At 57.1% G+C, this 21,425-nt stretch carries 16 protein-coding genes, 2 tRNA genes and 2 rRNA genes; 10 read left to right on the forward strand and 10 right to left on the reverse strand.

Annotated features, from left to right (window positions below):
• The first annotated feature begins 219 nt into the window (after positions 1-219).
• Entirely contained in the window at positions 220-1,884 is a 1,665-nt protein-coding gene (gene ettA / locus LT42_RS22680; RefSeq protein ID WP_037018465.1) for an energy-dependent translational throttle protein EttA, read from the forward strand.
• Positions 1,885-1,960: 76 nt separating this feature from the next.
• On the opposite strand, the gene LT42_RS22685 is transcribed toward ettA, so the two are convergent.
• Both LT42_RS22685 and LT42_RS22690 read right to left on the reverse strand, forming a co-directional pair.
• On the reverse strand, positions 1,961-2,458 hold the full coding sequence (locus tag LT42_RS22685; protein WP_037018467.1) for a GreA/GreB family elongation factor: 498 nt from the start codon (positions 2,456-2,458) through the stop codon (positions 1,961-1,963).
• An 86-nt stretch (positions 2,459-2,544) separates the two neighbouring features.
• Positions 2,545-2,904: a hypothetical protein gene (locus LT42_RS22690; RefSeq protein ID WP_037018470.1), complete on the reverse strand. Its 360-nt coding sequence runs from the start codon at positions 2,902-2,904 to the stop codon at positions 2,545-2,547.
• A 249-nt stretch (positions 2,905-3,153) separates the two neighbouring features.
• Between LT42_RS22690 and LT42_RS22695 the strand changes: the two genes are divergently transcribed.
• On the forward strand, positions 3,154-4,362 hold the full coding sequence (locus tag LT42_RS22695; protein ID WP_037018472.1) for a Bcr/CflA family multidrug efflux MFS transporter: 1,209 nt from the start codon (positions 3,154-3,156) through the stop codon (positions 4,360-4,362).
• A 153-nt stretch (positions 4,363-4,515) separates the two neighbouring features.
• Here the strand turns inward: LT42_RS22695 and LT42_RS22700 are convergent, their stop codons facing one another.
• The gene (locus LT42_RS22700; protein ID WP_037018474.1) at positions 4,516-4,758 is read right to left on the reverse strand and encodes a hypothetical protein; all 243 of its coding nucleotides are present in this window, start codon (positions 4,756-4,758) and stop codon (positions 4,516-4,518) included.
• 326 nt (positions 4,759-5,084) lie between these two features.
• Here LT42_RS22700 and LT42_RS22710 point away from each other — a divergent pair, with 326 nt between their 5' ends.
• On the forward strand, positions 5,085-5,777 hold the full coding sequence (locus tag LT42_RS22710) for an ArsR/SmtB family transcription factor (protein ID WP_037018480.1): 693 nt from the start codon (positions 5,085-5,087) through the stop codon (positions 5,775-5,777).
• A 69-nt stretch (positions 5,778-5,846) separates the two neighbouring features.
• Here LT42_RS22710 and LT42_RS22715 read toward each other — a convergent pair whose 3' ends face one another.
• Positions 5,847-6,800: an adenosine deaminase gene (locus tag LT42_RS22715; protein WP_037018482.1), complete on the reverse strand. Its 954-nt coding sequence runs from the start codon at positions 6,798-6,800 to the stop codon at positions 5,847-5,849.
• Between the two features lie 328 nt (positions 6,801-7,128).
• On the opposite strand from LT42_RS22715, the gene LT42_RS22720 reads away from it, so the two are divergent.
• Entirely contained in the window at positions 7,129-8,220 is a 1,092-nt protein-coding gene (locus LT42_RS22720) for a calcium:cation antiporter (protein WP_037018484.1), read from the forward strand.
• A gap of 95 nt (positions 8,221-8,315) precedes the next feature.
• Here LT42_RS22720 and LT42_RS22725 read toward each other — a convergent pair whose 3' ends face one another.
• From LT42_RS22725 to LT42_RS22750, 6 genes are all read right to left on the reverse strand, one after another.
• Positions 8,316-9,671: an 8-oxoguanine deaminase gene (locus LT42_RS22725; protein ID WP_037018487.1), complete on the reverse strand. Its 1,356-nt coding sequence runs from the start codon at positions 9,669-9,671 to the stop codon at positions 8,316-8,318.
• Between the two features lie 168 nt (positions 9,672-9,839).
• Positions 9,840-10,526, reverse strand: coding sequence for an SDR family oxidoreductase (locus LT42_RS22730; RefSeq protein WP_037018490.1), 687 nt, complete (start codon positions 10,524-10,526; stop codon positions 9,840-9,842).
• A gap of 406 nt (positions 10,527-10,932) precedes the next feature.
• Positions 10,933-11,520, reverse strand: a complete 588-nt coding sequence (locus tag LT42_RS22735; protein WP_037018491.1) for an IMPACT family protein — start codon at positions 11,518-11,520, stop codon at positions 10,933-10,935.
• 32 nt (positions 11,521-11,552) lie between these two features.
• Entirely contained in the window at positions 11,553-12,212 is a 660-nt protein-coding gene (locus LT42_RS22740) for a TetR/AcrR family transcriptional regulator (protein WP_037018494.1), read from the reverse strand.
• Between the two features lie 85 nt (positions 12,213-12,297).
• On the reverse strand, positions 12,298-13,683 hold the full coding sequence (locus LT42_RS22745; protein ID WP_037018496.1) for a uracil-xanthine permease family protein: 1,386 nt from the start codon (positions 13,681-13,683) through the stop codon (positions 12,298-12,300).
• Positions 13,684-13,858: 175 nt separating this feature from the next.
• Positions 13,859-14,779 (reverse strand): LysR family transcriptional regulator, encoded by a 921-nt coding sequence (locus tag LT42_RS22750; protein ID WP_037018499.1) that lies wholly within the window; start codon positions 14,777-14,779, stop codon positions 13,859-13,861.
• Between the two features lie 139 nt (positions 14,780-14,918).
• Between LT42_RS22750 and aptA the strand changes: the two genes are divergently transcribed.
• From aptA to LT42_RS22780, 6 genes are all read left to right on the forward strand, one after another.
• On the forward strand, positions 14,919-16,265 hold the full coding sequence (gene aptA / locus LT42_RS22755; protein WP_037018502.1) for an omega-aminotransferase AptA: 1,347 nt from the start codon (positions 14,919-14,921) through the stop codon (positions 16,263-16,265).
• 62 nt (positions 16,266-16,327) lie between these two features.
• Positions 16,328-17,821: a CoA-acylating methylmalonate-semialdehyde dehydrogenase gene (locus LT42_RS22760; protein WP_037018504.1), complete on the forward strand. Its 1,494-nt coding sequence runs from the start codon at positions 16,328-16,330 to the stop codon at positions 17,819-17,821.
• Between the two features lie 571 nt (positions 17,822-18,392).
• Positions 18,393-19,929 (forward strand): 16S ribosomal RNA (locus LT42_RS22765).
• 121 nt (positions 19,930-20,050) lie between these two features.
• Positions 20,051-20,127 (forward strand) — tRNA-Ile (locus tag LT42_RS22770).
• A 10-nt stretch (positions 20,128-20,137) separates the two neighbouring features.
• A tRNA-Ala gene (locus tag LT42_RS22775) sits at positions 20,138-20,213 on the forward strand.
• A 232-nt stretch (positions 20,214-20,445) separates the two neighbouring features.
• Positions 20,446-21,425, forward strand: a 23S ribosomal RNA gene (locus LT42_RS22780); the annotation flags it as partial.

Raw genomic sequence — 21,425 nt, forward strand, 5'->3', positions numbered from 1 at the left:
TTTTCGCCTGGGTACTTGCAAGTGCTCTATGTGCTTGCAAACATTGCTCCAGTTTTATCACCAGTCCTCGGAAGTTCTTCGTTACGGCGCCGACCCGGCCCTTATCCATTCAAGGGTCCGGCATCGCACTGAGGCAAGCTGCAGCGCGAAGATAAAAGCGTTATGCGACAGCACTGGGCTCGCACCTTTATTCACAGTCTTACTCCAGGTTTTCAATCCATGGCTCAATACGTCTTTACCATGCATCGGCTGAGCAAAGTTGTTCCGCCGAAGCGGGAAATCCTGAAAAACATCTCCCTCTCGTTTTTCCCCGGCGCCAAGATCGGCGTCCTCGGCCTCAACGGTTCGGGTAAATCCACGCTGCTGAAAATCATGGCCGGTGTTGACACCGAGTTCGACGGCGAAGCGCGCCCGATGCCTGAGCTGAATATCGGCTATCTGCCGCAGGAGCCGCAGCTGGACCCTTCGAAAACGGTACGTGAAGTAGTCGAAGAAGCGGTCAGCGTGATCAAGGACGCTCAGGCACGCCTGGACGAAGTCTATGCAGCCTACGCCGAGCCTGACGCCGACTTCGACAAGTTGGCAGCCGAGCAGGCCAAGCTCGAATCGATTCTGCAGGCCAGCGATGGTCACAACCTTGAGCGTCAGCTGGAAGTCGCCGCCGATGCGTTGCGTCTGCCGGCATGGGATGCCAAGGTCGAGCACCTGTCCGGTGGTGAAAAGCGCCGAGTGGCCCTCTGCCGCCTGTTGTTGTCTGCCCCCGACATGTTGCTGCTCGACGAACCTACCAACCACCTGGACGCCGATTCCGTGGCGTGGCTCGAGCACTTCCTGCACGACTTCCCGGGTACCGTGGTAGCCATCACCCACGACCGGTACTTCCTCGACAACGTCGCCGGCTGGATTCTGGAGCTCGACCGCGGCGCCGGTATTCCTTACGAGGGCAATTATTCCGGCTGGCTGGAAGCCAAGTCCGACCGTCTGGCGGCCGAATCCAAGCAGCAGTCGGCCCATGAAAAGGCCATGAAAGAAGAGCTGGAGTGGGTACGCAAGGGCGCCAAGGCACGTCAGTCGAAATCCAAGGCCCGCCTGCAGCGTTTCGAAGAGCTCCAGTCGCAGGAATTCCAGAAGCGCAGCGAAACCAACGAGATTTACATCCCGGCCGGTCCGCGTCTTGGCGACAAGGTCATCGAGTTCAAGAACGTCACCAAAGGCTACGGCGACCGTGTGCTGATCGATAACCTGTCGTTCGCCATGCCCAAGGGCGCCATCGTCGGCGTGATCGGCGGTAACGGTGCCGGTAAGTCGACCCTGTTCCGCATGCTGATGGGCAAGGAGCAACCTGACTCCGGCTCTATCGAGATCGGTGAAACCGTGCAATTGGCCTGCGTTGATCAGAGTCGCGATGACCTGGACGGCAGCAAAACCGTGTTCGCGCAGATTTCCGACGGCTCTGACCAGATCCGGATCGGCAATTACGAGATTCCGTCACGCACCTACGTCGGCCGTTTCAACTTCAAAGGCGGCGATCAGCAGAAGTTCGTCAAGGACCTGTCCGGCGGTGAGCGCGGTCGTCTGCACCTGGCCCTGACGTTGAAAGAGGGCGGCAACGTCCTTCTGCTCGACGAACCGTCCAACGACCTCGACGTTGAAACGCTGCGTTCGCTTGAAGAAGCGCTGCTGGACTTCCCGGGCGCTGCCATTGTGATCTCTCACGATCGGTGGTTCCTTGACCGCGTCGCGACGCACATCCTGGCGTACGAAGACGATTCGCAAGCGGTGTTCTTCGAAGGCAACTACACCGAGTATGAGGCCGATCGCAAGAAACGCCTTGGCGAGGCTGCCGCTCAGCCGCACCGCGTGCGTCACAAAAAGCTGGCCTGATCTTTCGGCTTCATAAAAAACGGAGCCTTGGCGGCTCCGTTTTTTTTGGTGGTTAGCAAAGGTTCGTACGGGGCGCTCAGTCGTCGGCCTCGATTCGCACCACCTCAATCACGACGTCCCCCACCGGGCGCTTCCACGTCACTTCGTCGCCTACGCTTGCACCGAGCAGCGCCTTACCCAGCGGCGATGCCCAGTTGATCAGCTGGCTGCCAGCATCGGCCTGATCTTCGCCGACCAGTTGCATGCGTTGTTCGGTGTTGTCCTCATCGGCGAACGTCACCCAACTGCCGATCTGAACACGGTCATTTGCAGGCGTGACGCTAACCACCTGGGCGCTCTGCAGCCGTTGGTTGAAGTAACGCAAATCGCGTTCGATCTCGGCCATGCGCTGTTTGTCGGCATCATCGCCGAGAGCGTTTTGCTCGCTGTACTGTGCCTGCAGTGACGCGACCTGGTCGTGTAATTGGGCCAGGCCGCGTTGCGTCACGTAATTGGTTTGGGCACTGATTTGCCGTTCTACCGGCTGATTGACCTGCGCGGCGGCGTTGTCTTCGTTGACGAAGGCACGGCTCATGTCGGGGCTCCTGTTCATGGCTTAGGTACGTTGGGCCATGACCGTCCCTTTATAGTTTCGTCCCTGGCTTTTATAGCATTGGGATATCAATGCGACCGGTAAGCTTTGGCAGCATCCTGTGTCCGCTGATGGTCCCAGTCACGGTCGCGATCATTCCAGATGCTGTCTCGGCCCTGATCCTGAAGATTGCGGTTTGCGAGTTGTGCCTGGCATTGCCGAAATCCATCACTCCAGCCTTGGGCGTAGAGCGTGTCACGCAGGTAGCGGGGCACGTCCTTTTTGTACTGCCCTTTGATGATGTCGATGGACTGCCGGCCGCTGCCGCAGCCGTCCTGAAAACCGTCGGCGAAGGCAGGTGGATAGCCTTCGGCCAACAACTGGTCATGGGTAGACTGACATCCGGCAACAGCTACAACGCACCACAGCACAGCCCATCGCGCATTCATTTTGATTTCCTCACTTCTTGATAAAAGTCTAGAAGCGCTTCTGTGAGTTATTTGTAAAAGCGCTGTAGGAAATCCATTAACCGATGCTCGGTCGTGCGGCTAAAGTTCCGACTTTTTCAGTTAATAGTTCCGATGGTTCGCTGAACGGATGGCGCGTAAAAAAAACGGTTCGCAACGCTCGCAGCGGCAGTTCTTCAACTTCCAGGGTTGCTAAACTGTCGCGCTGCGCAAAACTGTTTAGGAAGATTGATGAACCTCAGAACAATCCTGATCCTCGGCGCACTCAGCGCTTTCGGCCCTCTGGCCATCGACTTTTACCTGCCGGGGTTCCCCGCCATCGCCCTGGCGTTCGGCACGGACGAGAAGCACGTCCAGCTGACCCTGGCTTCGTACTTCCTTGGCCTGAGCATCGGGCAGCTCGCCTACGGGCCTATCGCGGACCGGTTCGGTCGCCGAATTCCCCTGTTGTTCGGGGTAGGCTTATTTACCCTCGCGTCGTTGGCGTGTGCTTTGGCGCCGTCGCTTGAATGGTTGATTGCCGCTCGCTTCGTACAGGCGTTGGGTGGTTGTGCCGGCATGGTGCTGTCGCGTGCAATCGTGAGTGACAAGTGCTCGCCGGTGGACTCTGCCAAAGTGTTCTCACAGTTGATGCTGGTCATGGGACTGGCGCCCATCCTGGCGCCGATGCTGGGCGGGTTGCTGGTCAATGTCGTAGGCTGGCAGGCCATCTTCCTGACGCTGACGGTGTTCAGCGCGCTCACTGCGGCGGCGGTATTCAAAGGTCTGCCGGAGAGCATGCCGGCCGGGCACCCGCGGCTCCCGCTTTCAGGCGCGCTTGGGTCTTACTGGAATCTGCTGGGCGACCGCATCTTCCTGGGGCATGCGCTCACGGGGGGGATCGCAATGGCCGGGATGTTTTCCTATATCGCCGGCTCGCCCTTCGTGTTCATCAAGCTCTACGGCGTCCCTGCTGAACACTACGGTTGGTTGTTCGGCATCAACGCCGCGGGCTTCATCCTCATCGCGCAGGTCAATGCCCGGCTCGTTGGCCGATTTGGCCCAGCCTGGCTGCTGTCGCGCACGGTGTGGATTTATCTGACCGCCGCTGTCGTACTGCTGACCATCGCCTCGCTGCACACCGAAAAGTTATGGCCGCTGCTGGTGCCGTTGTTCGTCTATATCGCCAGCCTCGGTTGCATCATTCCAAACGCCTCGGCGTGCGCAATGAGTGGGCAGGGCAAACGCGCAGGCAGTGCGTCCGCGTTGCTGGGGTGCATGCAATTCAGCGTCGCGGCGGGCGCGGCGGCATTGGTGGGTGTGTTGCACGACGGGACGGCTGTACCGATGGCGACCGTCATTACACTTTGCGGCGTACTGGCCGTGACGCTGGCTGTGATTACACGACGGGCACAGCACAAGCGCGACGCGATGAAACCGCATTCGGACGTGCGTATCTGAAGTGATTCGGCAACGCAGGCGCGTTGCCGACTTTCCGCGCATTTCGGCGCGCCTCTGCAACGGCGTGCCTGTATAAACATGTTCACCCTGTTTAAAAAGCCTTTTTATATAGGCCTCATGACTACTTCATAACTAGAAACTTCTTACAGCGCATTAAATCTGTAGTTGGACCTCAACCTGAGATGGTGTGAATACCTCGATCTTGGCCCTCGATTGCAGATTATTTTCTTGAAGGTTTTTGGAGTTGTCGGTGTAGGCAATTGCTGTGAGGTGAAACCCTGAATCCTGCACCGACATGGCAAAGGCCCATTTCCATTGGGTATGGACCTGCTGTGCCACTTCCAGCGCTGTTGAACGAAAACCGATCGTCCCCCAACATTTGCCGATATGGCCCACAAGTCACAGCCTTGGCATTCAGCCGATGGGTCTCTCATGAGTTTGAAGACTTATACTAAGCGCCGTCATGGATCCTATTTAATTCCGGCGCGTGACTCTGTATCAGGGCGCCGCATCAATCTTCAACCTTTGCAAGTTCCGGTTGGCTACCGTCAACTGGCGTGACTTGAATCAAAACGCGCTATTGCTTCAACCGACGATGATGGTTAACCACGGCAAGGCGTTGGCGCCCGTTTATCACACCCGTGATACCGCCTGGGCTGCAGGCCTCGACCCGGGTACAAGCGCCGGTCCGCTAAGACAAATGTTCAACAGGGAGTGAAGACATGGATTACGTACCTTGCATCAGCCAGATTGCTGCGTTGCTTGCCGACCCCAAGCGCAGTGCCATCGTTTGGGCGCTCATGGACGGCACGTCACGAGCGGCTGATGAAGTGGCTTCGCTTGTAGGCCTTTCCACCTCGTCCGCCGGCGCGCATCTGTCACGCCTCGCCGCAGGCGGGCTGCTGCGCCACGAAGTCCGCGGACGTAAACGCTTCTTTCGCCTCGCTGCGCCGGAAGTCAGGGCGGCCGTTCATGCGCTGGTGAGCGCCTCGATGGTAAGCGCCGACTTGATCAGCCGCAGCATGGCGCAACCACTGCCGCCGCTGCCGCTTTGTCGGGCCAGCGTATGCGCGGACCATCTGGGTGGCGAGATGGGCGCTGAACTTTATTTGCGAATGTTGGGCGCGGGATGGATCGAGCAGTCAGAGCGTCGTCTTGAGGTCACCAGTATTGGCATATCGCGCTTTGCTGAGCGTGGCATTTTTATTCCTGCGTTGGCTCACAGACGACGCGAAGTGCTCTGCACCTGCGTCAACTGCCACGAAAACACGCCGCATTTGGGAGGCGCGCTGGGCGCGGGGCTTCTGCAGTTGTTTATGCAATTGGGATGGTTGCGGGCGACGGAGGAGGCCAGCACCTTGCAGGTCTCCTCCAACGGCCAGCGGGAAATCAGCAAAATCGCCTCAGCAGCCTGATGCACCGACCCGCAGCGCGGCGTATTCGGCACAGGGCCTGCACGCCGTGTTGAACCTTGATGGCAGTGATCAGGGTTTGACCAGGCGAGCGTCAAGGCTGTTCTGGGCCAGGCGCGTGGCCTGGTCCTGAGTCATGCCCAGATGCGTGTGCAACGCGTGAAAGTTTTCAGTGACATAGCCACCGAAATACGCCGGATCATCAGAATTGACGGTCACCTTCACACCCCGTTCGAGCATGTCGAGAATGTTGTGCTGACCCATGTGATCGAACACGCACAGCTTGGTATTGGAAAGCGGGCAGACCGTCAGCGGGATTTGTTCGTCGATGATGCGTTGCATCAGGCGCTCGTCTTCGATAGCGCGCACGCCGTGATCGATTCGCTGGATCTTGAGCAGATCGAGTGCTTCCCAGATGTATTCCGGTGGACCTTCCTCCCCTGCGTGGGCAACCGTCAGGAAGCCCTCGCCGCGAGCGCGATCGAACACACGCTTGAACTTGCTCGGCGGATGGCCCATTTCCGAACTGTCGAGGCCGACTGCCACAAACGTGTCGCGATACGGAAGCGCCATGTCGAGGGTTTTCTGGGCTTCGTCTTCACTCAAATGCCGCAGGAAGCTGAGGATCAGGCCACTGCCGATGCCCAGTTTTTCCTTGCCGTCCTTCAATGCAGCGGAGATGCCGTTGAGCACCACTTCAAATGGAATGCCGCGATCAGTGTGGGTCTGTGGGTCGAAGAACGGCTCGGTATGAATGACGTTCTGCGCCTTGCAGCGTTCAAGGTAGGCCCAGGTCAGGTCGTAGAAGTCCTGCTCGGTACGCAGCACGTCTGCGCCACGGTAGTAAAGGTCCAGAAACTCCTGCAGGTTATTGAACGCATACGCCGTGCGCAGCGTTTCAACATCCGCCCAGGGCAGGGCGATCTTGTTGCGCTCAGCCAGAGCAAACAGCAGTTCCGGCTCAAGCGAGCCCTCCAGGTGCAGGTGCAGTTCTGCCTTGGGCAGCGCGTTCAACCAATCGTACATGGGCTTATCTCGTAAGGTGCAATGGCGGGCATTCTACAGAGTCGGGCGCGCGCGCCGAATAAAACCTGACCGGACGGTTCAGTCATCGGCGGAACCGGTTTTGTGCGGGGTTTTGTCCCGCCGGCCCGCATTGGCAGGCGTGGCGGGCGCCTCAACGGTCTTGGGAAGCGCTTTCATCCAAGGCTTTTTCAAGCCACAGCGCGACGATGTGTCGCTACCCGCTGCTACCCTGTCTTGAAACCTTTGTTTACATACGCACTCTCAAGCGCTTCAGCAAACTTCACTTCATGGATGTGCGGCCAGGGTCGCAAAGGGCTAAAAGGCAGCGATGGGCACAATTCTCAAGCAGGAAAAGTTTCTTCTATTGGCGGTCATTGCGACCTGTTTTGCCTACCCGTTCGAACACCAGTTGCTGGGTCATGGGCATACCGTCGCGTTGATTGCCGGCATCGCCTTGGTGGGTTTTATCATCTGTGCCTCGTTGCGAGTGGCTCACCATGCCGAGTTGCTGGCAGAAAAGGTTGGTGATCCCTACGGGACGATGATCCTCACGCTTTCGGCAGTGCTGGTTGAGGTCGTGATCCTGGCAATCATGATGAGCAACGAACCGTCTCCCACGCTGGTACGGGACACCATCTATTCGGCAGTGATGCTCGACATCAACGGCATTCTGGGCCTCGCTGCTTTGATGGGCGGGCTCAAGCACGGGGAGCAATCCTACAACGACGACTCGGCCCGCTCTTATAGCGTGATGATTCTGACCGCAATGGCGGTATCGATGGTGGTGCCGGAGTTCATTCCAGAGGGCAAGTGGAAGCTGTACTCGGCCTTTACCATCGGCGCGATGATCCTGCTGTATGCCCTGTTCCTGCGTATGCAGGTCGGCCCGCACAGTTATTTCTTCAGTTACAGCTATCCAGATAAAAAGCGTCGCAAGGACCAGGCGGAACAGCCGCATGAGGAAGTCAATCTCACCCGTTCGATCGTTACCCTGGTGTTTGGTGTGGTGGTCATCGGCGCGTTGGCGGAGGTGATGTCGAAAGCCGTGGACCTGGGCCTTGAAGGCAGCGGTGCGCCGCCGGTGATGACGGCGATCCTGGTGGCGGCCATTTCCGCGGCGCCTGAAATCCTGACCGCATTGCGCGCCGCACTGGCCAACCGCATGCAGTCGGTGGTCAATATCGCCCTCGGTGCCTCGCTGTCGACGGTGATCTTGACGGTCCCAGTCATGGAGGCGATGGCGCTCTACAGTGGTCAGGCGTTTCAGATGGCGATGACACCGGTGCAAACGGTGATGATCTTCGTCACCTTGCTGGTGTGCGCCATCAACCTAAACGATGGCGAAACCAATGCCATCGAAGGCATGACGCATTTCGTGCTGTTTGCGACTTTCATCATGCTGTCGTTGATGGGGCTGTAGGCGTCAGTTTTGCTCGCAACAAAAGAAGGGGTGATGCGATTCACCCTTTCATCTGATGCTGCGGGAGGCTGAACGCTCCCACACATTGAGTACGGTCAGCCCTTGATCAACTCCGCGGCGGCCTGCCGGTGGTTCGCTACCAAGCTTTTCAAGTCCAATCCTTCGACTTGCCCGTCCACTACCCGCCACTTCCCGCCAATCATCACCCGGTCCGCACGATCAGCGCCGCACAGCAGCAACGCGGATAGCGGATCGTGACTGCCGGAGAAGCGCAACTCATCCAGCCTGAACAGCGCCAGGTCTGCTTGTTTACCCACGGCCAGTTCACCGATGTCTGCGCGGCCCAGCAACTGCGCCGAGCCCTTGGTCGCCCAGCCCAGGGCCAGTTCCGGCGTGATCTTTTGCGCGCCGTAGCGCAGCCGCTGCAGATACAGCGCCTGTTTCGCTTCGAGCATCATGTTCGAGGCATCGTTTGACGCGGAGCCATCGACGCCAAGCCCTATGGGCGCGCCCGCCGCAAGCAGGTCCAGCGTGGGGCAGATACCAGAGGCCAGGCGCATGTTCGAACTCGGGCAGTGACAAATTCCGGTCCCGGCCTGGCCGAGGCGAGCGATCTCCTCGCTATTGAAGTGGATTCCATGAGCCAGCCAGGTGCGAGGTCCCAGCCAGCCGACGCTGTCCAGATAATCCACCGTCCGCAGGCCAAAACGTTGCAGGCAGAAGTCTTCTTCGTCGAGGGTTTCGGCCAGATGTGTGTGCAGACGCACGTCATGCTGCTCGGCCAGGGCAGCGCTTTCGGCCATTATTTCGGTGGTTACGGAAAACGGCGAGCAGGGCGCCAGCGCGATCTGGATCTGCGCCCCGTCGCCACGTTCGTGATAGGCCTGAATCAACCGTACGCTGTCGTCGAGAATTACCTGCCCCTGCTGAACGGTCTGCTGGGGTGGCAGCCCGCCGTCGGCTTCGCCCAGCGTCATCGAACCCCGAGTCAGCATGGCACGCATGCCCAGTTCGCGAACGCTCTGCACCTGGATGTCGATGGCATCTTCCAGGCCCTGCGGGAACAAATAATGATGATCAGCCGCAGTGGTGCAGCCGGACAACAGCAGTTCTGTCAGCGCAACTTTGCTGGCCAGTGCGAGCTTTTCCGGCGTCAACCGTGCCCATACCGGATAAAGGGTCTTGAGCCATGGGAACAACGGCTGATTGACTACGGGCGCCCATGCACGAGTCAGGGTTTGGTAAAAATGGTGGTGGGTATTGATCAAGCCGGGAAGCAGCACATGCTCACGTGCATCGAACACGGTCTCGCACTGCTGCGAAGGCAGATGCCCCAGCGGCAGTACTTCGACAATAACGCCGCCTTCAATGACCAAGCCGCCGCGCGCGTCCAGATCGTTGGCCGTAAAGACGGCAAGGGGATTTTTTAACCAGGTACGGATCGCAGGCATTGGCCGGCTCCTCTGAAAAGTGAGTTCAGGTCGCCAGCTCAGTGTTGCCCTGTCTGCTGATCCAGGGTCGTTGCAGCGTCAAGGGCGCTGCAACGAGGGCGGAATTCTAATGGGTGGTCGTCGAAGCCGACAAGTCGCGACAGACAAGCTGACGCGACTGGCTTCGCATCACCAGGGAATCGTCTCACCCTTGTAGTTCACGAAATGATGTCCGCCTTTACCCGCGAACTTTTCCAGTTGCTCAACGATCCCGCGTACGCTGGTTTCGACGTCGATGTCGGCGCCTTCACCGCCCATCGCTGTGCGAACCCAGCCGGGATGCACCGAAAGCACGGTGGGTTTGTTTTCGCCCAGTTGAGTCACGAACGTATTGGTCATGGAGTTCAACGCTGCTTTGCTGGCTTTGTACAACGCCATCTCCGGGGCATCCGGCATGGTCACGCTGCCAAGGACCGAACTCATGAAAGCAATTACACCCGTGTCAGGGCAGATCTGGTCGACGAATCGTTTCGCCAGGCGGATCGGCGCCACGGCGTTCGTCAGAAACAGCTGGCCCAGTTCACCCGCGGTGGCATCGGTCGGATTCGGATGCACCGGACCCATTACCCCGGCGTTGACGAAGAGCAGGTCGTAGGTTTGACCTTTGAGGTTGTGGGTGAGCACTTCAAGGGAGGATTGCTCGTCCATGTCCAGTGTCTGCAAGTGAACATTCGGCAGAGCCTTCAACTCGTCGACCTTATGGGGATCCCGGACCGTGGCAGTGACTTCCCAGCCTAGTTCCGTCAGACGTTTCACCAATCCGAGACCAAGGCCGCGCGACGCGCCGATGACCAGCGCTGTTTTTGAGGTGGGCATGCAACTGACTCCTGTGCAGACATACAAAAAAATTCAGGCAAAGGGTGGACACCGCCGGCCCCCGGGAATTTGCTTTTTCGGTTACTGAGCTGCGAGCGGGTTATCCACAGGTTGCTCTGCAGCGCATTTTGAAAAAGGGCAGTTTAAGGGATTCAATCCGATAAAAACCGTCGCAATGCTTTGGGAAAACTTGCTAACCCGCTGTTTTAACGCTTTTTTATCGAGTATGCGTCTGGTTTGGTCAAAAAGTGAGCAGTCTAGGCAAAGCCTTGCAGACCGTGGGCTACAGCGGTGTGTACTCAGCTTGTCCACAGGCAGATGCACAGTAGATGTGGGCAAGCGTGCTCGGCAGTACTGCGCATGCAGAGGCCCATCCCGGTCGCGACTTGCAAGAGAACGCCGGTCGCTATTGAGCCCGCTGCAATACGATGCGTCCGCGGCTGATATCCGACAATTGACGACCAAGCGTGTCGATAGACTCGGGGGCCAGCGCTATCGATAAGCCGACCCCATTGGCATTGAAGCGCTCTTCTTCTACCACGCCGTTGAGTTCAGCGAGACGCAGCTTGATCAAGGCCAGCTCACTGAAGGTGCATTCAAAATGCAGGGGCACTCGATTGATCAGTGCCACACGAGCGGCCTGCTGCAGGCATTTGTTGGCGCCTCCACCATAGGCCCTCGCCAGCCCGCCCGTACCCAGCTGAATGCCGCCGTACCAGCGAATCACCAAAACGACAACCCGATCAAAATCCTGTGCATCGATGGCCGCCAGGATTGGCCGCCCGGCCGTGCCGCCGGGTTCGCCGTCGTCGGTGCTGCGGTACTGTGCGCCCAGCTTCCAGGCCCAACAGTTGTGCGTGGCGTTGAGATCACTGTGTTGCTCGATAAATGCCTGAGCGTCGGTGGCGCTACCGATCGGCGCAGCAAGCGTAATGAAGCGGCTTTTGCGAATATCTTCGCGAAATTCGGTGGGGCCGGTGAGGGTAAAAGGCATCGATACATCCAGACTGCGTTTGATTTACAGGCTTATAGCGTGGGCGTGAGCCCGCAGCCTTTGAGGATGATCCGGATCAAGTTATCCCCAGCGGCTTCCATGTCCTGCATGGTCAGGCGGGTGCGACCGGTGACCTGGCAAATCTGCGTGGCGAAGTCAGCGTAATGCTGAGTGCTGCCCCATAGAAGGAAAATCAAATGCACCGGGTCGACCGGGTCCATTTTTCCGGCATCGATCCAGGCCTGGAAGACTGCAGCACGACCTTGAAACCATTCGCGATAATCCTGGCTGAAATACTGGTTCAGGCATTCACCCCCGCTGATTATTTCCATCGCGAAAATGCGCGAGGCCTGCGGCTGGCGACGGGAGAATTCCATCTTTGCGCGGATGTATTGCGTCAGGGCCTGCGCCGGGTCGTCCTCGGCGGTCAGGTTGTTGAAGGTGCTGTCCCACAATTCGATGATGTTGCTCAGCACCGCGATATACAGGCCAAGCTTGTTGGTGAAGTAGTAGTGCAGATTAGCTTTCGGCAAGCCGGCATGTTGCGCAATGGTGTTCATGCTGGTGCCTTTGAATCCGTGGCGGGCGAACTCATCCTCGGCGGCTTTCAGGATCGCCTCTTCATTCTTCTGACGAATACGGCTGGCAGGCTTGGTGACGCTTGGGCTGTGAGCAGGGACTTCGAGGGTCATGTGCGGTTCCAGGCGGATCATTGGGTGCGAGGCGCTGAAACAGATAACGCACCCGCGCGAATCCGACAAGCGTTGCGCCTGTAAATCAGTGCTCAAAAGATTCGACTGCCGGGAGATCGGCCTGATTCACGACCTTGGCTTCCGGAATCAGCAAACACATCATGGTGGCCGTCAGCCCGCCGCTGGTGATGGCAGAGTCAAACAGGCTTTGTACCCACTGCGGTAGATGATGCAGCAGCGTTGGTTGCGCGGCGATGCCCAGCCCGACCCCAAAAGAGGTCGCAATGATCAACATGCTGCGGCGATCGAGTGGCGCCTGCGCGAGAATCCGGACACCTGCCGCTGCGACGCTGCCAAACATCACCAGTGTCGCGCCGCCAAGTACCGGCTTGGGGATCTGTTGAAGGATCGCGCCGATGACCGGAAACAATCCGAGCAGGAACAGAATTGCACCGATGTACAGACCAACATAACGACTGGCCACGCCGGTCAGCTGAATCACCCCGTTATTCTGAGCGAAGGTTGTGTTCGGGAACGCGCTAAACGTCGCGGCGATCATGCAACTCACGCCGTCGCCCAAGACGCCTCCTTTCAGCCGTGCAATGTAGCCAGCGCCGTTAATCGGCTCGCGAGACAGCATGCAATTGGCGGTCAGGTCGCCGACGGTTTCGATGCTGCTGATCAGGTAAATCAGCGCTACCGGCAGGAAAGCCGCCCAGTCAAAGCTCATGCCAAATCTGAAGGGGACAGGAATGCTTACCAGCGCCGCGTCAGCAATTGACTGCGGTACTAATTTTCCGCTGAACCAGGCCGCCAGGCTTCCCACCGCCAGCCCGATGATGATGGCTGACAACCGCAACCAGGGCGCATTCGAGCGATTCAAGACGATGATGACTGCCAGTACGAGAACGCCTAGAGCCAGATTGACGGGCGCTCCGAAGTCCGGCGCGTTGAAGCCACCGCCCAGGTCGGTCACCCCGACATTAATCAGGCTCACGCCGATCAGCGTGATGACAATGCCTGTGACCAGAGGAGTAATCACACGGCGCAACTGCCCAATGAAGCGGCTCAGCACGATCTGCACAAGTGCGCCGAAGAAGCACACACCAAACACCATGGCCATGATGTCCTCCGCACTGCCACCGCGCTGCTTGACCATGAAGCCTGCAGACAACACGGCGCCCAGAAATGCAAAGCTGGTGCCTTGCAGGCAAATCATCCCCGCGCCGATGCCAAATGGTCGGCGCGCTTGAATGAACGTGCCGACCCCCGAGACCATCAAGGCCATGCTGATTAGATAGGGCATATACGCGCCAAGGCCCAGAGCCGATCCGATAATCAATGGCGGCGTAATAATGCCCACGAACGCCGCCAGCACATGCTGGGTGGCTGCCAACAGGGCCGGCGCAGGACGCGGCCGGTCGTTGAGTCCGTATATAAGGTCGTCAGTTTCGCGCGCGTCGGGCTGCATGTAGGGTTCTCGGTTTTGAAGTTGGCTTCGATCACCAGCCTCATTGCAAAAACCTGTCCAACTGATCAGATACCCAGCTGGCGCTTATGCCTGAATGCCCGTGTACAAAGGGCTTCGGCACCTTCGCGTGCGCTTCAGGCTGGCGTAGCTGTGACACCCTGAGTTACGACTGGCCTCATCGTGTAGCAGCGAGGCTTTCCAGAAAACTCTCCAGCACCAAATGGGGGCGACGGCCTTTGCGCGTGACGGTCACGAGGCTCAAATCGTAAAACCTTGCCGTTGGCTTCAACGCACGCAGCCGTCCCTGCTGCACCCACAGGTTTGCGTAGTGATCAGGCAGGTACCCAATGTAGCGCCCCGTCAAAATCAGGAACGCCATGCCTTCCCGGTCCGATGCGCTGGCGGTGCATTTAAGTGATTGATAATGGGCCTGGATCTCGCCAGGCAGCCGAAAAGTTGGGGAGATAGCTTCCTGGACGGCCAGGCGCTCATCGTCGAGTTGCGCATCGTCTGCGTAAAACAGCGGATGGCCCACCGCGCAGTACAGCAGGGATCGCTCGCTATAAAGCGCCTGGTATTCCAGTCCCGACAATGCACTCGCTTGAGGGACGACACCCACATGCAGGCTACCGTCGAGTACGCCCTGCTCAACCTCGTTGGGCGCGATCATGCGGATGTTGATAAGCACGTCCGGCCCTCGCTCTTTCAGCTGTGAAAGCGCGTGGGTAATACGCATGTGGGGCAGGGTGACCAGGTTATCCGTCAGACCGATGTTCAGTTCACCTCGCAGATGTCGGTGAAGGCCGTTGACCTCTGTGCGAAAACTCTCGAGAGCGCTGAGTAATTGCAGCGATGACTGATAAACCTCCCGGCCTTCTTCCGTCAGAGAAAACCCCGCACGACCGCGCTGGCACAGGCGAAGTCCGAGACGTTGTTCCAAGTCGCTCATCTGCTGACTAATGGCAGAGCGTCCGATGCCTAACGCGCTCTCCGCAGCTGAAAAGCCCCCGGACTCAACGACGCTGCGGAAGATTCGCAGCAGGCGGATATCAAAATCGCTGACTTGCGCCAGAGGATCGTTTCGGCGGGTGCTCATAGTTTAGCGACCGGTTAACTGAAGATCGTAAAAGTGGTGTTTTCCAGACTTTAGGGCCATGGCACTTTAGCTGCAACAGGCCCTGCTACTGCTCGCACACATCGGACGCAGGCCATACACGCCCCATGAGGTCATTCCCATGAATATGCCCGAATCGTCCGACATGTCGTTGGCCAGCCAGCTCAAGCTCGACGCCCACTGGATGCCCTACACCGCAAACCGAAATTTCCATCGGGATCCACGACTGATCGTCGCGGCTCAGGGCAGCTATCTCACGGATGATAAAGGCCGAAAAATCTACGATGGGCTGTCTGGGCTGTGGACGTGCGGGGCAGGGCACACGCGCAAGGAAATCCAGGAGGCAGTGTCCAGGCAGCTAGGGACGCTGGACTATTCCCCGGGGTTTCAGTTTGGTCATCCGCTGTCTTTTCAGCTGGCTGAAAAAATCACCGACCTGACCCCAGGAAATCTGAACCACGTTTTCTATACCGACTCCGGATCGGAATGCGCCGACACCGCCGTCAAGATGGTGCGCGCGTACTGGCGGCTGAAGGGGCAAGCGACAAAGACCAAAATGATCGGCCGCGCCCGTGGCTACCACGGTGTGAACATTGCGGGCACCAGCCTGGGAGGTGTTAACGGCAACCGTAAGATGTTCGGACAGTTGATGGACGTAGACCATCTCCCCCATACCTTGCTTGCCAGTAACGCTTATTCGCGCGGGATGCCGGAGCAGGGTGGCATTGCGCTGGCAGATGAAATGCTCAAGCTGATCGAGCTGCATGATGCGTCGAATATCGCCGCGGTGATCGTCGAGCCCATGGCAGGCTCCGCCGGCGTGATTGTTCCGCCACAGGGTTACCTCAAGCGTCTGCGTGAAATCTGTGATCAGCACAATATCTTGCTGATCTTCGACGAAGTGATTACTGGTTTCGGCCGCACCGGTGCGATGTTCGGCGCCGACAGCTTTGGCGTCACGCCTGACCTCATGTGCATCGCCAAGCAAATCACCAACGGTGCGATTCCCATGGGCGCGGTCATCGCCAGTACCGAGATTTACCAGACGTTCATGAACCAGGCTACGCCTGAATACGCGGTGGAATTTCCTCACGGCTACACCTACTCGGCGCACCCGGTGGCTTGTGCGGCAGGCCTTGCTGCGCTGGATATCCTCCAACGGGAAAGTCTGGTGCAGCGGGTGGCCGAAACAGCCCCCCATTTTGAGCGCTCCTTGCACGGCCTCAAAGGCAGCAAAAGCGTTGTAGACATCCGCAACTACGGGCTCGCGGGCGCCATCCAGCTTGCTCCGCGCGACGGGGACGCCATTGTGCGTCCATTCCAAACAGCCATGAAACTCTGGAGAGCCGGGTTCTATGTGCGCTTCGGCGGCGACACGCTCCAGTTTGGACCGACCTTCAACAGCAAGCCCGAAGACCTGGACCGCATGTTTGATGCGGTCGGTCAGGCCCTCAATCAAATCGACTGACTTATCAATGCTATCGCGCGCAACTGGGGTTGCCACGCAGAGCGATTGTTCCGGAGTTATACATGAACACCATTCAGCATCTGATCCATGGTGAGCGGGTCAGTGAAGACGACCGCACTGCCGACGTGTACAACCCCTCGACCGGTCAGGTCATCCGGCGGGTACCGCTCGCCAGCCGCGCAACCGTTCAGCAGGCGATCGATTCTGCGAAAGCTGCTTTTCCCGCATGGCGTAACACACCCCCTGCGAAACGCGCCCAGGTCATGTTTCGCTTCAAGCAGTTGCTGGAGCTAAACGAGGGGCGCATTGCCCGGCTGATCAGCGAGGAGCATGGCAAGACCCTTGAAGATGCGGCAGGCGAACTCAAGCGCGGAATCGAGAACGTTGAATATGCCTGCGCCGCGCCGGAGATACTCAAGGGTGAGTACAGCCGCAACGTCGGGCCCAATATCGACGCGTGGTCTGACTTTCAGCCGCTTGGCGTAGTGGCAGGCATTACCCCGTTCAATTTTCCCGCGATGGTTCCGCTGTGGATGTACCCACTGGCGATCGCGTGCGGGAATTGTTTCATCCTCAAGCCTTCCGAGCGCGACCCCAGTTCGACGTTGTTCATCGCAGAGCTGTTGCAAGAAGCAGGGTTACCCAAAGGCGTGCTCAATGTTGTTCATGGGGACAAGCAGGCAGTCGACGCGCTGATAGAAGCTCCTGAGATCAAGGCATTAAGTTTTGTCGGTTCCACGCCGATCGCCGAATACATCTATAAAGAGGCAACTGCACGCGGCAAGCGGGTGCAGGCACTGGGCGGCGCAAAGAATCACGCAGTGTTGATGCCGGATGCGGATCTGGACAATGCCGTAAGCGCCTTGATGGGCGCCGCCTTCGGCTCGTGCGGTGAGCGTTGCATGGCGATATCCGTTGCTGTGTGCGTGGGGGATCAAGTTGCGGATGCGCTAATCGCCAGGCTGGTCCCGCAAATCAACGAGTTGAAAATAGGCGCCGGAACTTCCAGTGGCCTTGATATGGGGCCTCTTGTCACAGGGCAACATCGCGACAAGGTCAGCACCTATATAGAAGACGGTGTAATCGCCGGCGCGAGGTTGGTGGTCGATGGTCGTGGGCTTAGCGTGGCAGGGCACGAGAACGGCTTCTTCCTGGGAGGTTGTCTGTTCGATCAGGTCACGCCTGACATGCGGATCTACAAAGAGGAGATCTTCGGCCCGGTTCTGTGCATCGTGCGGGTGGCTAGCCTTGAACAAGCCATGCAGTTGATCAATGACCATGAGTACGGGAACGGCACCTGCATCTTTACCCGAGACGGTGAGTCGGCCCGGCTGTTCTGCGACGAGATCGAAGTTGGTATGGTTGGCGTTAACGTCCCGCTGCCCGTGCCGGTTGCCTACCACAGCTTCGGTGGGTGGAAACGTTCACTTTTCGGCGACCTGCATGCCTACGGGCCTGATGGCGTGCGGTTCTATACCCGTCGCAAAGCGGTTACGCAGCGCTGGCCACAACGTGCGAGCCACGAGGCGTCGCAGTTTGCTTTCCCGAGTCTTTGACCACGGCGTTGGCAAGCGATCAAACACGGGCGCATCTGAGCATTTTTGACCGATATGACAGTTTCGTTAAATAAGTGCTTGACGCCTCTCTGGATCTGTCTATAATTCGCCCCACTTCCGGCGCAGAAGAAACGGAAAACTCCTTGGTAATCAAAGAGTTGGACGAAGTAAGCAGCGAGGAATGCTTCGGTTCAGATGCTTGAATCGACAGCGGTGAAAAAGGCAGTTGACAGCAGGTTGTAACGCTGTAGAATTCGCCTCCCGCTGACGTGAGACGCCAAGTCGAACGAAGCGCAAGTGGTTGAAGTTGATAAGGAAACTTTGAAAACTTCTTAAAATAACCGCTTGACAGATACAAGAGACGCTGTAGAATGCGCGCCTCGGTTGAGACGAAAGATCTTAACCACCCGCTCTTTAACAACTGAATCAAGCAATTCGTGTGGGTGCTTGTGCTGTAAGACTGAAGTCGCAAGATTATCAGCATCGCAAGTTACTCCACGAGAAATCATGGTTTAACCAACGATTGCTGAGCCAAGTTTATAAGGTTTTCTCAAAACCTAATTGCAGTATTGAACTGAAGAGTTTGATCATGGCTCAGATTGAACGCTGGCGGCAGGCCTAACACATGCAAGTCGAGCGGATGAAGGGAGCTTGCTCCCTGATTCAGCGGCGGACGGGTGAGTAATGCCTAGGAATCTGCCTGGTAGTGGGGGACAACGTCTCGAAAGGGACGCTAATACCGCATACGTCCTACGGGAGAAAGCAGGGGACCTTCGGGCCTTGCGCTATCAGATGAGCCTAGGTCGGATTAGCTAGTTGGTGAGGTAATGGCTCACCAAGGCGACGATCCGTAACTGGTCTGAGAGGATGATCAGTCACACTGGAACTGAGACACGGTCCAGACTCCTACGGGAGGCAGCAGTGGGGAATATTGGACAATGGGCGAAAGCCTGATCCAGCCATGCCGCGTGTGTGAAGAAGGTCTTCGGATTGTAAAGCACTTTAAGTTGGGAGGAAGGGCAGCTAATTAATACTTCGCTGCTTTGACGTTACCGACAGAATAAGCACCGGCTAACTCTGTGCCAGCAGCCGCGGTAATACAGAGGGTGCAAGCGTTAATCGGAATTACTGGGCGTAAAGCGCGCGTAGGTGGTTTGTTAAGTTGAATGTGAAATCCCCGGGCTCAACCTGGGAACTGCATCCAAAACTGGCAAGCTAGAGTAGGGCAGAGGGTGGTGGAATTTCCTGTGTAGCGGTGAAATGCGTAGATATAGGAAGGAACACCAGTGGCGAAGGCGACCACCTGGGCTCATACTGACACTGAGGTGCGAAAGCGTGGGGAGCAAACAGGATTAGATACCCTGGTAGTCCACGCCGTAAACGATGTCAACTAGCCGTTGGAAGCCTTGAGCTTTTAGTGGCGCAGCTAACGCATTAAGTTGACCGCCTGGGGAGTACGGCCGCAAGGTTAAAACTCAAATGAATTGACGGGGGCCCGCACAAGCGGTGGAGCATGTGGTTTAATTCGAAGCAACGCGAAGAACCTTACCAGGCCTTGACATCCAATGAACTTTCCAGAGATGGATTGGTGCCTTCGGGAACATTGAGACAGGTGCTGCATGGCTGTCGTCAGCTCGTGTCGTGAGATGTTGGGTTAAGTCCCGTAACGAGCGCAACCCTTGTCCTTAGTTACCAGCACGTTAAGGTGGGCACTCTAAGGAGACTGCCGGTGACAAACCGGAGGAAGGTGGGGATGACGTCAAGTCATCATGGCCCTTACGGCCTGGGCTACACACGTGCTACAATGGTCGGTACAGAGGGTTGCCAAGCCGCGAGGTGGAGCTAATCCCAGAAAACCGATCGTAGTCCGGATCGCAGTCTGCAACTCGACTGCGTGAAGTCGGAATCGCTAGTAATCGCGAATCAGAATGTCGCGGTGAATACGTTCCCGGGCCTTGTACACACCGCCCGTCACACCATGGGAGTGGGTTGCACCAGAAGTAGCTAGTCTAACCTTCGGGAGGACGGTTACCACGGTGTGATTCATGACTGGGGTGAAGTCGTAACAAGGTAGCCGTAGGGGAACCTGCGGCTGGATCACCTCCTTAATCGAAGACTCAGCTTCTTCGCAAGTTCCCACACGAATTGCTTGATTCATTGAAGAAGACGATAGAAGCAGCTTTAAGCTCCAAGCTGATAGCTCACGCTAACAGTTACAAGCTCGAAATTGGGTCTGTAGCTCAGTTGGTTAGAGCGCACCCCTGATAAGGGTGAGGTCGGCAGTTCGAATCTGCCCAGACCCACCAATTTTGTTATGGGGCCATAGCTCAGCTGGGAGAGCGCCTGCCTTGCACGCAGGAGGTCAACGGTTCGATCCCGTTTGGCTCCACCATAACTGCTTCTGACTGCTGAAAGCTTAGAAATGAGCGCTCCATCCGATGGATGATGAGTGTTGATTTCTAGTCTTTTGATTAGATCGTTCTTTAAAAATTTGGGTATGTGATTGAAATATAGACTGGGCACCTCTTTCACTGGTGCGTGTCCAGGCTAAGGTAAAGTTTGTGAAATGCAAACTTTCGGCGAATGTCGTCTTCACAGTATAACCAGATTGCTTGGGGTTATATGGTCAAGTGAAGAAGCGCATACGGTGGATGCCTTGGCAGTCAGAGGCGATGAAAGACGTGGTAGCCTGCGAAAAGCTTCGGGGAGTCGGCAAACAGACTGTGATCCGGAGATGTCTGAATGGGGGAACCCAGCTGTCATAAGACAGTTACCTTACACTGAATACATAGGTGTATGGAGCGAACCAGGGGAACTGAAACATCTAAGTACCCTGAGGAAAAGAAATCAACCGAGATTCCTTAGTAGTGGCGAGCGAACGGGGACCAGCCCTTAAGTTGATTTGAGATTAGCGGAACGCTCTGGAAAGTGCGGCCATAGTGGGTGATAGCCCTGTACGCGAAAATCTCTTGTCAATGAAATCGAGTAGGACGGGGCACGAGAAACCTTGTCTGAACATGGGGGGACCATCCTCCAAGGCTAAATACTACTGACTGACCGATAGTGAACCAGTACCGTGAGGGAAAGGCGAAAAGAACCGCGGAGAGCGGAGTGAAATAGATCCTGAAACCGTATGCGTACAAGCAGTGGGAGCCCACTTTGTTGGGTGACTGCGTACCTTTTGTATAATGGGTCAGCGACTTATTTTCAGTGGCGAGCTTAACCGAATAGGGGAGGCGTAGCGAAAGCGAGTCTTAATAGGGCGTCTAGTCGCTGGAATAGACCGAAACCGGGCGATCTATCCATGGGCAGGTTGAAGGTTAGGTAACACTGACTGGAGGACCGAACCGACTACCGTTGAAAGTTAGCGGATGACCTGTGGATCGGAGTGAAAGGCTAATCAAGCTCGGAGATAGCTGGTTCTCCTCGAAAGCTATTTAGGTAGCGCCTCATGTATCACTGTAGGGGGTAGAGCACTGTTTCGGCTAGGGGGTCATCCCGACTTACCAAACCGATGCAAACTCCGAATACCTACAAGTGCCGAGCATGGGAGACACACGGCGGGTGCTAACGTCCGTCGTGAAAAGGGAAACAACCCAGACCG

Origin of the sequence: Pseudomonas lutea (assembly GCF_000759445.1) — a bacterium.
GTDB classification, from domain to species: domain Bacteria; phylum Pseudomonadota; class Gammaproteobacteria; order Pseudomonadales; family Pseudomonadaceae; genus Aquipseudomonas; species Aquipseudomonas lutea.

Excerpts from the sequence above, each read along its gene's own strand:
- ettA (WP_037018465.1), top strand. The coding sequence starts at position 220 with ATGGCTCAATACGTCTTTACCATGCATCGGCTGAGCAAAGTTGTTCCG.
- LT42_RS22685 (WP_037018467.1), bottom strand. The coding sequence starts at position 2,458 with ATGAGCCGTGCCTTCGTCAACGAAGACAACGCCGCCGCGCAGGTCAAT.
- LT42_RS22690 (WP_037018470.1), bottom strand. The coding sequence starts at position 2,904 with ATGAATGCGCGATGGGCTGTGCTGTGGTGCGTTGTAGCTGTTGCCGGA.
- LT42_RS22695 (WP_037018472.1), top strand. The coding sequence starts at position 3,154 with ATGAACCTCAGAACAATCCTGATCCTCGGCGCACTCAGCGCTTTCGGC.
- LT42_RS22710 (WP_037018480.1), top strand. The coding sequence starts at position 5,085 with ATGGATTACGTACCTTGCATCAGCCAGATTGCTGCGTTGCTTGCCGAC.
- LT42_RS22715 (WP_037018482.1), bottom strand. The coding sequence starts at position 6,800 with ATGTACGATTGGTTGAACGCGCTGCCCAAGGCAGAACTGCACCTGCAC.
- LT42_RS22720 (WP_037018484.1), top strand. The coding sequence starts at position 7,129 with ATGGGCACAATTCTCAAGCAGGAAAAGTTTCTTCTATTGGCGGTCATT.
- LT42_RS22725 (WP_037018487.1), bottom strand. The coding sequence starts at position 9,671 with ATGCCTGCGATCCGTACCTGGTTAAAAAATCCCCTTGCCGTCTTTACG.
- LT42_RS22730 (WP_037018490.1), bottom strand. The coding sequence starts at position 10,526 with ATGCCCACCTCAAAAACAGCGCTGGTCATCGGCGCGTCGCGCGGCCTT.
- LT42_RS22735 (WP_037018491.1), bottom strand. The coding sequence starts at position 11,520 with ATGCCTTTTACCCTCACCGGCCCCACCGAATTTCGCGAAGATATTCGC.
- LT42_RS22740 (WP_037018494.1), bottom strand. The coding sequence starts at position 12,212 with ATGACCCTCGAAGTCCCTGCTCACAGCCCAAGCGTCACCAAGCCTGCC.
- LT42_RS22745 (WP_037018496.1), bottom strand. The coding sequence starts at position 13,683 with ATGCAGCCCGACGCGCGCGAAACTGACGACCTTATATACGGACTCAAC.
- LT42_RS22750 (WP_037018499.1), bottom strand. The coding sequence starts at position 14,779 with ATGAGCACCCGCCGAAACGATCCTCTGGCGCAAGTCAGCGATTTTGAT.
- aptA (WP_037018502.1), top strand. The coding sequence starts at position 14,919 with ATGAATATGCCCGAATCGTCCGACATGTCGTTGGCCAGCCAGCTCAAG.
- LT42_RS22760 (WP_037018504.1), top strand. The coding sequence starts at position 16,328 with ATGAACACCATTCAGCATCTGATCCATGGTGAGCGGGTCAGTGAAGAC.